Source organism: Mesoterricola sp. JemC181, from assembly GCF_055384585.1.
In genome coordinates, this window is the sequence record NZ_AP045076.1 from 2,653,571 (window position 1) to 2,666,939 (window position 13,369).

Below are 13,369 nucleotides of genomic sequence, written 5' to 3' on the forward strand. Positions count from 1 at the left end.
CTGTCGAAACCGCGCCTCCAGGAGGATTCCATGGAAAAGCGAAAGTATTCCCGCACGTCCCTCGTCTCGGACTACACCACCCAGTTCCACCTGGGCGGCAAGGAATTCAACAAGATCCAGGTGTCGAACATCGGCACCCACGGGTGCTGCGTCAAGCTGCCCATCGGCTCGGCCCAGTATCTCAAGGGCAAGCCGATCCTGGAGAACATGATCCTCTTCCACTCCGACGCCAAGAAATACTCCCTGAAGGGCAAGGTGGCCTGGCACAGGGACGCCGCGGGGCCCAAGGACCAGTGGATCACCGCCGGCGTGGAGTTCGTGGAGACGCCCGCGGACTGCGAACGGGAGATCTCGGAGTACGTGATCGCCACCGTGCCTAAGTAGGGATTTCCCTCCAGGGCGCCATCCGCGCGAAGGCCGCCTCCAGGTCGCTTGCGGAAAAGGGCTTGGGAACGAGAAGGACCGCGGGGTAGGCGGAGGCCAGATCCAGGGCGGTCTGGTCGGCCCGCCCCGTGGCCAGGAGGACCGGCACGTCCGGCAGAAGGGCCCGTAGGCGGGGGAGGGATCCGGCCCCCCCCAGTCCGGGCATGTTCAGGTCCAGGATGACGACGTCGGGCCTGCAACCGGCCTGGACCCGCGCCAGGGCCTCCTCGCCGCTGACCGCCCCCTGCACCGCGTGCCCTCCCATGCCCAGCACCTGGGCCAGGGACGTCTGGATCAGTTCGTCGTCGTCCACCAGCAGGACCTTCAGGCCCGCGCCCGCGGGCCGGTTCCGGGCCGGTTCCGCCCCCTCGGCGAGGGGCGGGAACCGCATCCGGACGCAGGTGCCGTGGCCCGGTTCGCTCTGGAGGTCCATCTCGCCCCGGTGGGCCCGCACGGTGCTGAAGACCATCGCGAGTCCGAGCCCCGTGCCCTTGCCCACCTCCTTGGTGGTGAAGAAGGGATCCAGGGCGCGTTCCAGGACTTCGCGGGCCATGCCCCGGCCGTTGTCCTCGACCCGGACCTCGATCCAGCCGTCCTCGCCCCTCAGGGTGCGGAGGGTGATCCGGCCGGGTCCGTCCATGGCTTCCATGGAATTCGAGCAGAGGTTCATCACGGCGGTGGTGAGGGCGGCGGCGTCCCCGAGCATGGGCGGGAGGTCCTCTGCCAGGACCATTTCCAGCTCAACCGTGGATTGGGTGGTGAGCTCCAGGAGACTCGCCTGGGCCCGGAGCAGGGTGTTGATGTCCAGCCTGCGCTCCTCCGCTGGTTTGCTTCGGGCGAAGCCCAGGAGGCTCTTCACCACCTTCCCGCCGCGTTCCGCGGCCTGGGCGATGACGGCGAAGGCCTGCCGTACGGGGCTTCCGGCCGGCTGCACTTCCAGATGGGCCGAGGCCAGGCCGAGGATGGCCCCGAGGACATTGTTCATGTCATGGGCCACCCCTCCCGCCAGGCTGCCGAGACTCTGCATCTTCTGGGCACGCTGAACCTGGAGTTCCCTTTCCCGAAGCCCGGCCTCGGCGGCCCGGCGCTCGGTGATATCCAGGAGGGAAAGGACGATGCCTTCACCGGAAAGGGGCATCGCGTCGAACAGGAGGTTCCGGGAGGCGCCCTCCGGGGTGCGGAGCAGAGTCTCGAATTCCGCCTTGGCGGTCCTGCCGGTGGCCAGGTCCAGGAGCTGGGCTTCCACCTGGGACCGGTGCTCGCCTTCGAAGAAGCCGGCCATGGTCCGCCCCGCAAGGTCCGCCCGGGGCCGTCCCGCCAGCGTCCTGAACCGCCCGTTGAAGTGGCTGATCCGCCCCTGGCGGTCCAGCACCACGATGGCGTTGCTGCAGGCCTCCATGACCTCCCGCAGGAAGGCATGGCCCTGGGCCGCAGCCTGGAAGGGCAGGAAACGGCGCAGCCAGAGGCCCCCCGCCAGTCCCGCCAGCGAGAGGAGCACCGACGCCGCCAGCGCGGGCAGGAAGGAACGCTCGATCTCGATACGCCCCGCGGCCGCCCCTGCGTCCAGGATGGGGAAGGCGATCCGGACGGTGGGGAACCGGAGCCGTTCAGCGCTTTCGCAGATCAGGGTCCCTTGACTGTCGAACAGGCGCCGGGCCTCCGGGGTCCGGGACCGCCCCCTGCGCGCCAGCAGCTCCTCCAGGCGGGCCGTCTCGTAGCGCCACAGGTCCGGATTCGCGGTGATGATCCGGCTGACCAGGTCGGCGTTCAGCTCCGCCTCGGTCTCCATGATGCCCCTGAGGCTGCCGATGGACCGGGCCACGAACACGGCGGGCAGGACGAACCCCGCGACCAGCGAGAAGATCGTCGTGAACAGGACGGCCCGGGTCAGGATCCTGCCGTCCGGGCCGATCAAGGCGCACCTTCTTCCGGCAGATGGCCCGTGGCCGAAAGCAGGGCGCGGCCCCGGCCGGAGCGGATGAACCGCAGGAACGCCTGGGCCAGGGCAGGGGACCGGGGCGCGGACACCAGGGCCATGCGTTTGGCCAAGGGATAGCGGCCTTCCGCCAGGGCCTGGAGGCCGGGCACCACGCCGTTGTGGCTGAGCACCTTCACGGCATGCGGCTCGGTGGAGAGCTGGGCCAGGCACGTGGTGCCCAGGGCGCCCGGGATCCGGCCCACCGAGGCCAGGGCCTCCTGATCGGTGGCCGCTACGAACATGCCCGGCCGGTCGTGGGCCTCCTTCAAGGCCGGACCCAGGTCCGGCGAGAGGGCGATGAGGATCGCCGTGTCCACATCCGTCACCGGCCGGAGGATCACCCGGATGCGCCCGCCATCGGCCCAGGCCGTACGGCTGCCCTTCAGGATCCGGGCCAGCCCGGCGGTGGTGAGGTCCGTTTCCGGAACGTCCCGGTTGGCGATGAAGACGAACGGAGTCCGGCCATAGGGGTGGAGCCGGGCTCCGGCCTGGATTTCGGCGGGCAGCAGGGGCCGGGCGCTGATGGCCAGATCGACCGCGCCGGCCAGAAGGGCCTTGATCCCCCCGGAGGTCCCCAGGTTGGGGACGATCTTCACCTGGGTCCCCGGATGGGCTGTTTCGAATTCCCCGGCCAGGATCCGCAAGGTCCCCAGTCCCGCGCCCGCCCCTCCGATGCGGAGCACGCCCCCGGCATCCGCGGTCAGGGTCGCGGCCAGGGCCAGCCAGAGGGCCGGAACCAGAAGCATTCTGGTGATTCCACGCGCTAGATCCATGTTCAACTCGCCGTCAGGAAGGTGCCCAGGCCATAGCAACATGCCGACCCGTCGCAAAACGTCCGTTCGGGCTCGATCATGGGTTTCCTTCAACCATGATGTGCTCTCCCGGGCATGAGGGGGTATCATTTGATAAATATTTTTCACGGCATCTTCGCCGAGTAACAAATTTATCATCGCAGGAAAGGGAGCGTCGCATGGGCCGGCAGATCTTTTTCAACGGGGGGTTCCACGAGGAGACCGACAAGCTCCTGAGCATCCAGGACCGCGGTCTGTGCTTCGCCGACGGGTTGTTCGAAGTGATCCGCTGCGTCAACGGCAGGTTCCTGCTTTTCGCCAAGCACATCGCCCGAATGCGCGACAGCGCCGCCGCCCTCCGCATGGAATTCCCCTACTCCGACGCCGAGCTGCTGGAGGCCTGCCGGGAATTGTCCCGGCGCAACGGCGTCCTGGACGGCGAGCTCTACCTGGAGATCACCCGGGGCGAGGCCCCCCGCTACCACACGTTCCCCGAAGGCGTGCGCCCCACGTTCTTCATCGTCCTCATCCCCCTGCGGAAGATGCCCGAGAACTGCTGGAGCGTGGGCGTCAGGACCGTCACCTTCCCCGACACCCGCGGCGGCTACTGCCACCTCAAGACCATCAACCTCCTCTCCAACGTCCTGGGCAAGCAGCACGCCAAGGAGAAGGGGGCCTTCGAGGCCCTGTTCTTCCGCGAGGACGCCGGGGGCCCCTACCTCACGGAAGGCCCCAGCTCGTCCATCTTCTGCATCAAGGACGGCGTCCTGCTCACCCCCGAGCTCGACAACATCCTGCCCGGCACCACGCGCCACTTCGTCATGGAACTGGCCCGCAAGGACGGCATGGAGGTGCGGGAGCAGCGCCTCCACCTCCAGGACTTCGCACGTGCGGATGAGAATTTCATCTCAAGCACGGTCTCGGAAGTGATGCCGGTGATCCAGGTGGACGACACCTTCCTGTCCGGCGGCTCCAAGGGGCCGATCACCGATCGGCTGCAGAAGCTCTACGCGGCTTTCAAGCGGGACCACCTCGAATAGCCCGCGGCTTGCCGCGGCACCCGGACCCCGCCTGCGGGACGTCAATCCACGGTCAGCAACCGGGTGGCTCCGGGGTGTTTCGGGTCCAGCTTCAGGGCGGATTCAGCGGCCATTCGGGCCTCCTCGTGCTTTCCCAGCGCCTTCAGGATCTGCCCCTTCCGCCAGCCGGCTCCGGCATGGCCCGCCGAACCGCCCTCCATGGGCTCCTTCAGGGCCTGCTCCAGATAGGCCAGGCCCTCCTCCTGGTGCAGCCCGCTGCGAGCGGCCAGTTTGCCCAATTGAAGGCGCACCAGGCTCGGGGCGTCCGTCTGGTCGATGGCTGCCTTGGAAATGCTCCAGGCTTCTTCAGGCTGTCCGGCGTCGAGAAGGGCATCCGCAATGGCTTCGATCGCCCTGGCGCGGGTCTTCACCAGAGGCAGCAGCCGCCGGGCCTCCTTGGCCAGGCGATGCTTCTGCTCGGTCTCGCCCAGGTACCTGCGGACGTTCCGGCTGCCGAGGGCATCCAGATAACCGTAGACGATTTCGGGATCGGCTGGATCCTGCGCCAGGGCGCGGTCGAAGCACGGCTCGGCCTCCACCCAGCGGTTGCCCATGGCCAGCACGACGCCTTGAAGCAGCTCCCCACGGGCGGGGGCGAGGCTGCGCAGGCTCCCGGCGCAAGCCAGTGCCTTCTGAGTGGAACCACCCATGATTCTAGGGATTTGCTGATAGGCAAGCCCAAGGGTCATCCAGGCCGTCGCCAGGCGAGGGTCCGCCTTGGCAGCGGCTTCCAAATCCTTCATCGCCCCCAAGGCGCGATTGAGGCTTCCCGGGTTTCGCTGCTGGAGGGCCAGCCCCGCCTTGGCCAGCCCTCGGGCCATCATCGCATCCGCGAGCCGGGGGGCGAGGACCAGCGCCTTCTCGGCCGCCGCGAGGCCCTCCCCGAAGCGCTGCATTGCCGTAAGTGCTTGGGATTTCGCTGCCCAGGCCAGAGCGTTCCCCGGCTCAGCCTGAATCCGGGTCTCGGCGCCCCTGAGCGTCTTGAGGTAGCGCCCGGCCTCAAGATCAGGCCTGGGATCGTAGGTTCCGGCCACCAGGGCCGGCATGACGGTGAGGGAAAGGAAAAGGCGGGAAATCATGGGAGCAGTCTCCAGGAATCGTCGTTGGGATCAGGGGGGGGTCCTGGAGTTGATCAGCCGGGGTTCGTGACCGCTGAGAAGTTCTTGGCCGTCTGGTCGGCCTGGACATGGGTGTAGACCTTGCTGGCCGGCGTGAAGACGGATCCCGGCTTGGAGGGCGTCACCGTCCCCGACCAGTCGGGGGACACGCTGAAGCAGTAGTTCCCGTCCCCGTCGGCCACGGCGGTCCTGGTCGTCCCGTCCGTGTAGGTCAGCACCGCCCGCGCCACTCCCGCGTTGCCTGAAATGATGTAGGAAGGGGCCACGAAGGAAAGGGGAATCCCGGGACTGGCAGGGTCGGGGGAGGGGAGGCTGAACCAGGTCCCATTCTTCCAATAGCCTGTGACCGTCACGTCCGCGGTCGTGCTGGCCCCCGTCACGAAGACGTCCTTCCCGGACGCGACGAGGACCGTACTCACCGAGGATCCATCGACCGACAACGGGGGAAGGACGACCCAGGCTCCGTTCTTCCAATACCCGGCGATGGATGCACCCATCGTATTGGCCAGGCTGAAGCCCATTGCATAGACATCACTGCCAGAAACGGCCAGGCTGATGACCATCCAGTCCGTGTTGCTGTCTGGCCGATCGAGACCCGTCCAGATCCCGTTCTTCCAGTAGCCCGGAATCTGCACCCCAGAGGAATCCGTGCTGAAGCCGCCGGCATAGACGTCATCCCCGTCCACGACCACGGCGGTGGCGGACGATTCCCTGGTGATATCCAACTGGGACAGGGGTCTCCAGACCCCGTTCCGCCAGTAGCCGGGAACCCCTACGTTGTTGACGTCGCTGCTGTAGCCCGCGGCAAGGACCTCGCTCCCGGAGGTTGCCAGGGCGACCACCAGGGAGTTCCGGTCACTGGCCAGGGGCGTGAGGCCGATCCAGGCCTCGTTTTTCCAATAGCCCGGAACAACCACACCCGAGGTACCGTTAATGAGGCCTGCGACGTAGACGTCGCCCCCGGACACGAGGATGGCGGTGGCCTGGGCGTCCCCGCCTCCATTCAGCACCGGGAGGCCAACCCAGGTCCCGTTCTTCCAATACCCTGGGACGCTCCCCCCGGCATCGCGCGTGCAGAAGCCGACCGCAAGGACGTCCCGGTCCCGCCCGGACACGGCGAGAGCGGTGACCCATGCATCCTGGCCGGGCTCCAGGAGCGGGAGATCGAACCAGGTCCCATCAACCCAGTAGCCGGGCATGGACCCTCCGCCGCTATCGCCGGAACCCAGGCCCATGAAGCACCCCGCATAGCTGGGCGGCACCCTCACCGCGGTCAGGGTGTAGTCCTGGGCCGTCTGGTCGGCCAGGACATGGGCGTAGGTCCGGCTGTCGACCGTGAAGACGAAGCCCGCAAGGCTCGGGGTGACCGTGCCTGACCAGTCATAGGACACCGTGAAGGCGTAATGGCCTGAAGCATCGGCCGTGGCCGTCTTGGCCGAGCCGTCGGTGTAGGCCAGGGAAGCCCCGGCACCGCTGGCGCCCAGGGCGCCCGAGATCGTGAAGGTGATGGCCGTCGCCGTGTAGTCCTGGCCGGCCTGATCCGCCACGATGTCGGTGTAGGTCCTGGGGGCCGAGAAGGTGTAGCCCGCCAGGGCCGGCGTGACCGTCCCGGACCACCCGTAGGCCACGCTGAAGGTGTAGTTGCCCGATCCATCCGCCGTCGCCGTGCCGCCGGAACAGGTCATGAGCACACCCGCAGCGCCCGCGTTGCCGGCGATGATGACGGTCGCCTCATGGACGGTGATCGTCAGGTCCTGGGTGGTGCTGCCGCCCGTATTGGTCGCCGTCACCGTGTAGGTCGCCAGGGCTGCCACCGCCGTGGGCGTGCCCGTGATCTGGCCGGTGCCGGTGTTCAGAATCAACCCCGCCGGCAGTGCCGGAGACACCGAATAGGAAACCACCGCGCCGCCCCCGCTGGTGGGGCTGTTGGGGGGGATGGCGGATCCCTTGGCATAGACCGCAGCGCTGAGGATGTAGGCCAGGCCGCTGGGCGCAGCATCATTGACGGTGATCGTCAGATCCTTGGTGGTGCTTCCGCCCGTATTGGTGGCCGTCACCGTGTAGGTCGCCAGGGCCGCCACCGCCGCGGGGGTGCCCGTGATCTGGCCCGTGGCGGTGTTCAGGCTCAGCCCCGCGGGCAGGGCAGGGGACACCGAATAGGACACCACCGCGCCGCCCCCGCTGGTGGGGCTGTTGGGGGCGATGGCGGATCCCTTGGCGTAGACCGCAGCGCCGAGGGTGTAGGCCAGGCCGCTGGGCGCAGCATCATTGACGGTGATCGTCAGATCCTTGGTGGTGCTGCCTCCGGTATTGGCTGCCGTCACCGTATAGCTGGCGAGAGCCGAAACCGCCGTGGGCGTGCCGCTGATGACGCCGGTGCCGGTGCTCAGGACCAAGCCCGCGGGCAGGGCCGGGGACACCGAGTAGGACACCACCGCGCCGCCCCCGCTGGAAGGGCTGTTGCTGGCGATGGCGACACCCTTTGCGTACACGGCCGTGTTGAGGGTATATATCAATCCCGTGGGGGGGTGGACCCCTGCTTCACGAAATGAGTCGTCACGGCCCAGGCAAGCCGGCATCAAGAAGCAAAGGGTCAAGCCAGCAATATTCGCAATGCAGCGCAAAACGGAAGCGTGCTTCAAGGGTGGCCTCCAGCCAGAAATTTCACCGGCTCAATTGGCCAATGTTTTTTACTTGATACCTTTTGCAACCTGGCCGATCTTTTCGGCTTATTGCTTAACAAACATGGAATTCGAATCGGTGGATTTGTTGAATGGAAACTGGAAGCCACCAGTGGAATCGTTGCCTATTTGGGCCTAAATTATGGCCTGATTGGGCCTTCTTCGGCAAGGGCCCAAAGGCGATTGTCCTGGCCCGGACCGCACATCTGCGCTTTGCCCTGTCTTTTCCCCGAATTTCTAGTGAAAGGTCGTGAATTCCCTCCGAATGGGCTATCCCGTTAGGGTCGGCGATGGAAGAACCCTCGCGAGAACACAAGGCCGGGCGTGGCTGCGCATGGAGATTCCCCTCCGGGCCGCGGCACTGGCTGCGCACGGGCATCTCCCTTCGGGAGACCGGCGGCCGCGCGGGGCGCGTCCGCCTTGCCCTACCTGCGCACCATTGCCGATTCGAATCCTTCCTCCCCAACCAAATCAGGCCCCTTCCGGGGCCCGTTTTGGTTGGGGAGGAAGGATTCGAACCCTCGATAGGCAGGATCAAAACCTGCTGCCTTACCACTTGGCGACTCCCCAAGTGACTGGATTCTAGCGTGTCCCCGGGTCCCGGGTCCAGTCAGGGGTTGGCTTTGGGCGTGAACCCGAACTCCTCCACGCCCAGCAGGTCGGCGCGCACGGTGGTGGCTTCACCCTGTTCGATGCGGGAGATGGCGCGGTTCCCGGTGGCGGCCTCGTAGGCCACGAGGACCTTCTGCTCGATGAATTCCTTCGTGTCGGGGTTCAGGGGGTAGGCGATGTCCTTGAAGGAGCCGTCCCGCTTGCGCTTGCTGGGCATGGTGACGTAGTAGCCCTCCTCGTTCTCCATGACCCGCAGGTCGCCCACGAGGAAGCACTCGTCCAGGACCATCCCCGCGAAGGCGCGGAGCTTGTCGTCCCCGTCCACTTTGGTGATCCGCACTTCGGTAATGTTCAGCATGGCGTGTCGTCCTCAGACCTCCAGTCTACCTGGGTTTGCGGGCACCGTGGGCCTCCTGGTCGGGCCCTGCTACCATGGGGCGGTGCACAAGGAAGCAAGGAGGGCAGGGTGACGCAACGTTCCGGTTCATTCCAGGCCGAGGCCCAGGCCCCGTCCCTGGCGGCGCTCCAGGTCATCACCGCCACCCGCAGGGCCATGGAGGCCCTCGAGGCCCACTGGGATCCGGCGCAGCTGGAGGCCTTCACGGACCACCTCGTGGGGCGCCGGGGCAGGGTGGTGCTCACCGGGGTCGGGAAGTCGGGCCTCATCGCCCAGAAGATCTCGGCGACCCTCGCCTCCACCGGCTGCCCCAGTTTCTGCATCCATCCCACGGACGCCCTCCACGGGGACCTGGGCATGATCACCGCCCAGGACACCGTGCTCATCCTGAGCAACAGCGGCGAGACCGAGGAGGTCCTCAAGCTCCTTCCGAGCCTCCTCCGCCTGGGCGTGGGCATCGCCTCCATCACCTCCAACGGCGGAAGCCGCCTGGCGACCGCCTCGGCCTGGTGCTTCACCTACGAGCTGCCCGACGGCGAAGGCTGCCCCCTCAACTTCGCACCCATGGCCTCGACGACCCTCCAGCTCCTGTGGGGCGACCTCCTCGCCGCCTACTTCATGACCCGCACCGGGTTCACCCTCGAGCGCTTCGCCCAGCTGCACCCCGCCGGAAACCTCGGGGCCCGGCTGTTGAAGACCAGCGAGCTGATGCACCGCGATTTCCCGAGGGTCCCGAAGGACGCCACCCTGGTGGACGCCCTGGCCGCCATGACCGGGGGCAAGCTGGGCATGACCACCGTCATGGACGGGGAAACCCTCCTGGGGATCATCAGCGACGGCGATATCCGCCGCGCCCTGGAAAAGGCCCAGCGCGAGAACCTCAACCCCCTGGGTCTCTCGGCCCAGGCGATCATGACCGCCAACCCGGTCTCCGTGGAATCGAAGACCCTGGCCCAGGAAGCCGCCAGGATCCTGGAGTCCCGCAAGATCACCTTCCTCGTCGTGAAGGATGGGGACCAGGCGGCCGGCATCCTCCACATCCACGATCTCCTGGGCGCCAAAGTCATCTAGCGCTGAGAACGCCTCTCAGCTTCGCCGGTCTGGGTCTTAGGTTACATAATATACATTATCGAAAGTTAGATTGTGCGGTCGACCATCGGCAGATACCTCCTGAAAAACTGGACCTGGCCCTTCCTGGCGGCCCTGGTTTTCTATGGCGGACTTCTCATGGCCTACGAGGTGGTGGGACTGTCCAAGGAGATCTTCTCCATGGGGGCGCCCTTCCGGTGGGTGGTGCCCCTGCTCCTCCTCAGCGTCCCGGACAACCTCGGCATGGTGCTGCCCATGGCGGCGGTGCTGGGCGGTCTCATGGGCATGCAGCACCTCTCCGACGGTTCGGAGACGGTGGCCGCCCAGGGCCTGGGCGTCGGCATGCGGGCCATCGTCAAACCCTGGCTCGTCCTGGCGGGCATCCTTCTGGCGGTGGCCACCTTCAATGCTCATGTGGTGGTGCCCTGGGCCAACACCACCCAGCAGATCGCCCAGGCCAGCATGGTCGAGGAGGCCCGGACCCGGTTCCTCCGCCCCGGTTCTCCCCCCTGGTTTCCCAGCACCGCCCCCGGCGACGCCGTGTGGATGGCCCCGGACGGCCAGGTGCACCTCATGGAGGTCAACCGGGAGGGCGTCCAGCACCTGGTGGCCCGCTCCCTCCTCTGGGGGCCCGGCGATAAGGCACATGAGAAGACAAGCATTAATCTAAAAATGGTTGACCTTAACGGGTGCGTTTATCACCGGACGGATGGCAGCATCGTGCATATCCAGGAAAAGGAGCACCTGTACGCCATCAAGGTGCCCGAGGTGCCCAAGCTGCTCCAGGCCACCAATGCCCGGTTCAAATCGACCCGGGAGCTCCTGGGTCATCCCGGCGTCGAGGCCTCCGTGGAGCTCACCCGCCGGCTCACCCTCCCCGTCGCCTCCTGTGCCCTGCTCCTCCTGGGCATCGCCCTGGGCCTCGGGCATCCGCGGTTTCAGCGCGGCGGAGCCATCGTCAAGAGCCTCGGGGTGATCCTGCTCTATTATCTCCTGCTTAAGTACTTTGAAAGTCAGATTATATACGCCAAATCCCAACTCCTCTTCCCCCGGATGGCGCTGCTCGCCCTGCCCTGGGTCTTCCTGGCGGCGGGGTTTGTGCTCCTGCGGCGGAAACTCCAGCCGCACCATTCCAACCGGCTCCTGCGGCTGCTTCCCGTCAAGACGGTCATCCACCTGGACGAACTTCGGCAAAAGGCGTCGGAGATCTGTTTGGGTTTCGTTTCCAAATATTTGAAAACGTTGGTTTCATTCCTGGCTGCGATTCGAAAGCGCAGGTCCCGGCGGGATATCCTGGCCAGCTGGACCGACGGCCTGTGGTGGAAGAACTGGGGGGGCGTCATGGGGACCTTCCTGGCCCTGAGCCTGCTCATCGAATACGCGACCCTCGCCGGGGACATGGCCCACAACCACGTTTCCATGCTTGTCTTCCTCAAATACTGGCTGTGGAACCTGCCGCCCTTCCTGTCGGTGGTGCTGCCGCTGGCCTTCCTCCTGGGCGGCGTCCTCGCCCTTTCGGACGCCGCGGTGTCCCGGGAGTGGGTGGCCCTGCGGGCCGGCGGGGCCAGCCTGGCCCAGTGGTGCCGGGCCGGGTTCAAGGCATGGGGGAGCGTCCTGGTGCTCACGTTCATCCTCCAGGCCTTCCTGGCGCCCTTCGCCTACCGCCAGGCCGACCCCATCTACCGGCAGATCCTGGGCCGCCCGGCCCGCGCGGCCGCGACGAAGCCCTGGCTGTACCTGGGGTCCACCGGCGTGGTCTGGTTCCTGGACGGCTCGGCCCGCTGGGGCTTCCCCCTCAAGGCTCCCGGCGAGGCCCCCATCCTCCTCAAGTGGAGGATGGGGGACGTCCAGGCCGAGGGCCTTCCCTGGGGCGGCATGGCCTTCGAAGAGGGGCCTGCGGCTTCCCGGCTCTTCCCCAGCCGGGCCCTGCGGGACTCGGCCTCGGCGGACAGCGCCGCGACCCTGGACCTCTTCCAGTGGCAGCGCTGGGCGCCGGATCCTGAAAGAGCCACACTGATTTGGAGCCGAATCCTGAACTGGCTTGCGGGACCCTGCCTCCTCTTCGCCATGCTTCCCTACGCCTTCCCTTCCCCCCGGGGGGGCCGGGGTTCCGCCCTGGGGTTCAGCCTCGTGGCGGGGCTGGTCTTCATGGGGCTGCAGGCGCTCTTCAGCGGCGCGGCCAAGGCGGGCGACCTGCCTTCGGCCTGGGGGGTTCTGTGCCCCATGCTGCTGCTGTTCGGGTTCGGACTCCTGCGTCTGAACCGGCTCCGCACATGAGCGCCCGCCGGCACCACGCCCGGCGGGGGGTGCAGATCCTGGTCCTCGTCGCGGGAACCCTCGTGCCCTGGACGGGCTTCTTCCGCATCGACGCGCCCGGGGTGCGGGTGGTGTACCTGGGAACCTCCTACCCGCTGGAATGGCCCTATGTGCTGGGGATGATCATTCCTTTCCTGGTGGGGGTGTGGGCCCTGGCGCTGCTGTCCTTCCTCAAGGGACGTGTGTTCTGCGGCTGGGCCTGCCCCTACGGGAGCCTGGTGGAATTCTTCGAGGGGCTCCGCACGGCGGCGGGCTGGGGCTCGAACCGGCTGGTGGCCGCCTGGATGAGGCGGTCCCCCCTGCACCGCCTGGGGCTGAGGGCAGGGGCCCTGCTGACCCTGGCCATCGCCCCGCTGCTGCTGGGGGCGAGTCTGGCGGCCTATCTGTATCCCCCAGCCCGTATCCTCCGGGAGCTGGGTTCGCCCCTGGACCTGCGCAACCACGGCCAGGTGGTGCTGTGGGCCTGGATGGCCCTCGTGCTGGTCTCGAGTTGGCTCGCGGGTTTCCTGGTTCGTTTCCACTTCTGCCGCATGGTCTGCATCTACGGCATGGGGCAGGCCATGGCCGCCTCCGCCGCGGACCCGGCCAAGGTGCTCCGCCCGCGCTACCGACCCGAGGACCTCGGCGCCTGCGGATCCTGCCAAGCCTGCCTGAAGGCCTGCTTCGTGGAGGTGGACCCCCGGGACAGGGAGCTGCAGCTCGGCTTTTCCGCCGGCTGCTTCAACTGCGGGGACTGTGTGGACGTGTGCGAGACGGTGCAGGGGCACAAGGGGCGCCCTTCCCTGCTGACCTTCGAGCGGCCCGCGGCCCCCCGGGAGACGCCCAGGGTCGAGGAGTCCGGGGATTCCTGGTAGGCCCTCAGAGGGTGTCTGCTAAAAGGAAGGC

General features: G+C 67.0%; 10 protein-coding genes and 1 tRNA gene. 5 read left to right on the forward strand and 6 right to left on the reverse strand.

Translation table 11 applies throughout. The features are described from left to right. The first annotated feature begins 30 nt into the window (after positions 1–30). Positions 31–384, forward strand: a complete 354-nt coding sequence (locus ACZ5MC_RS11680) for a PilZ domain-containing protein (protein ID WP_306600601.1) — start codon at positions 31–33, stop codon at positions 382–384. Here the strand turns inward: ACZ5MC_RS11680 and ACZ5MC_RS11685 are convergent. Beyond that, the gene (locus ACZ5MC_RS11685; protein ID WP_464515888.1) at positions 377–2,338 is read right to left on the reverse strand and encodes a hybrid sensor histidine kinase/response regulator; all 1,962 of its coding nucleotides are present in this window, start codon (positions 2,336–2,338) and stop codon (positions 377–379) included. The two genes, ACZ5MC_RS11680 and ACZ5MC_RS11685, sit on opposite strands and share 8 nt — an antisense overlap. After that, a complete protein-coding gene (locus ACZ5MC_RS11690; protein WP_464515889.1) occupies positions 2,335–3,147 on the reverse strand; it encodes a substrate-binding domain-containing protein in 813 nt (270 codons plus the stop codon). Before ACZ5MC_RS11690 ends, ACZ5MC_RS11685 begins: the two co-directional genes overlap by 4 nt. A gap of 224 nt (positions 3,148–3,371) precedes the next feature. Here ACZ5MC_RS11690 and ACZ5MC_RS11695 point away from each other — a divergent pair, with 224 nt between their 5' ends. After that, complete coding sequence (locus tag ACZ5MC_RS11695; protein ID WP_464515890.1) at positions 3,372–4,232, forward strand: aminotransferase class IV; 861 nt, start codon at positions 3,372–3,374, stop codon at positions 4,230–4,232. A 41-nt stretch (positions 4,233–4,273) separates the two neighbouring features. On the opposite strand, the gene ACZ5MC_RS11700 is transcribed toward ACZ5MC_RS11695, so the two are convergent. The 4 genes from ACZ5MC_RS11700 to ACZ5MC_RS11715 form a co-directional block, all read right to left on the reverse strand. Next, positions 4,274–5,350, reverse strand: a complete 1,077-nt coding sequence (locus ACZ5MC_RS11700; RefSeq protein ID WP_464515891.1) for a tetratricopeptide repeat protein — start codon at positions 5,348–5,350, stop codon at positions 4,274–4,276. A 53-nt stretch (positions 5,351–5,403) separates the two neighbouring features. Next, a complete protein-coding gene (locus ACZ5MC_RS11705) occupies positions 5,404–7,881 on the reverse strand; it encodes a putative Ig domain-containing protein (protein WP_464515892.1) in 2,478 nt (825 codons plus the stop codon). Between the two features lie 684 nt (positions 7,882–8,565). Beyond that, positions 8,566–8,640: transfer RNA gene (locus ACZ5MC_RS11710), tRNA-Gln, on the reverse strand. A 40-nt stretch (positions 8,641–8,680) separates the two neighbouring features. Then, positions 8,681–9,040, reverse strand: a complete 360-nt coding sequence (locus ACZ5MC_RS11715; protein ID WP_306600607.1) for a SpoVG family protein — start codon at positions 9,038–9,040, stop codon at positions 8,681–8,683. 108 nt (positions 9,041–9,148) lie between these two features. Here ACZ5MC_RS11715 and ACZ5MC_RS11720 point away from each other — a divergent pair, with 108 nt between their 5' ends. The 3 genes from ACZ5MC_RS11720 to ACZ5MC_RS11730 all read left to right on the forward strand — a co-directional run bounded on the left by ACZ5MC_RS11720 (position 9,149) and on the right by ACZ5MC_RS11730 (position 13,338). After that, a complete protein-coding gene (locus ACZ5MC_RS11720; RefSeq protein ID WP_464515893.1) occupies positions 9,149–10,150 on the forward strand; it encodes a KpsF/GutQ family sugar-phosphate isomerase in 1,002 nt (333 codons plus the stop codon). Between the two features lie 72 nt (positions 10,151–10,222). Next, positions 10,223–12,445 carry an LptF/LptG family permease gene (locus tag ACZ5MC_RS11725; RefSeq protein ID WP_464515894.1) on the forward strand — a complete coding sequence of 741 codons (2,223 nt, stop codon included), beginning with the start codon at positions 10,223–10,225 and terminating at the stop codon, positions 12,443–12,445. Next, on the forward strand, positions 12,442–13,338 hold the full coding sequence (locus ACZ5MC_RS11730; RefSeq protein WP_306600610.1) for a 4Fe-4S binding protein: 897 nt from the start codon (positions 12,442–12,444) through the stop codon (positions 13,336–13,338). Before ACZ5MC_RS11725 ends, ACZ5MC_RS11730 begins: the two co-directional genes overlap by 4 nt. Positions 13,339–13,369: the final 31 nt, after the last annotated feature.

What these genes read in the sequence shown, in the direction of transcription:
- ACZ5MC_RS11695 (WP_464515890.1), top strand. Translation starts at nt 3,372, where the DNA reads ATGGGCCGGCAGATCTTTTTCAACGGGGGGTTCCACGAGGAGACCGAC.
- ACZ5MC_RS11715 (WP_306600607.1), bottom strand. Translation starts at nt 9,040, where the DNA reads ATGCTGAACATTACCGAAGTGCGGATCACCAAAGTGGACGGGGACGAC.
- ACZ5MC_RS11730 (WP_306600610.1), top strand. Translation starts at nt 12,442, where the DNA reads ATGAGCGCCCGCCGGCACCACGCCCGGCGGGGGGTGCAGATCCTGGTC.
- ACZ5MC_RS11680 (WP_306600601.1), top strand. Translation starts at nt 31, where the DNA reads ATGGAAAAGCGAAAGTATTCCCGCACGTCCCTCGTCTCGGACTACACC.
- ACZ5MC_RS11690 (WP_464515889.1), bottom strand. Translation starts at nt 3,147, where the DNA reads ATGCTTCTGGTTCCGGCCCTCTGGCTGGCCCTGGCCGCGACCCTGACC.
- ACZ5MC_RS11700 (WP_464515891.1), bottom strand. Translation starts at nt 5,350, where the DNA reads ATGATTTCCCGCCTTTTCCTTTCCCTCACCGTCATGCCGGCCCTGGTG.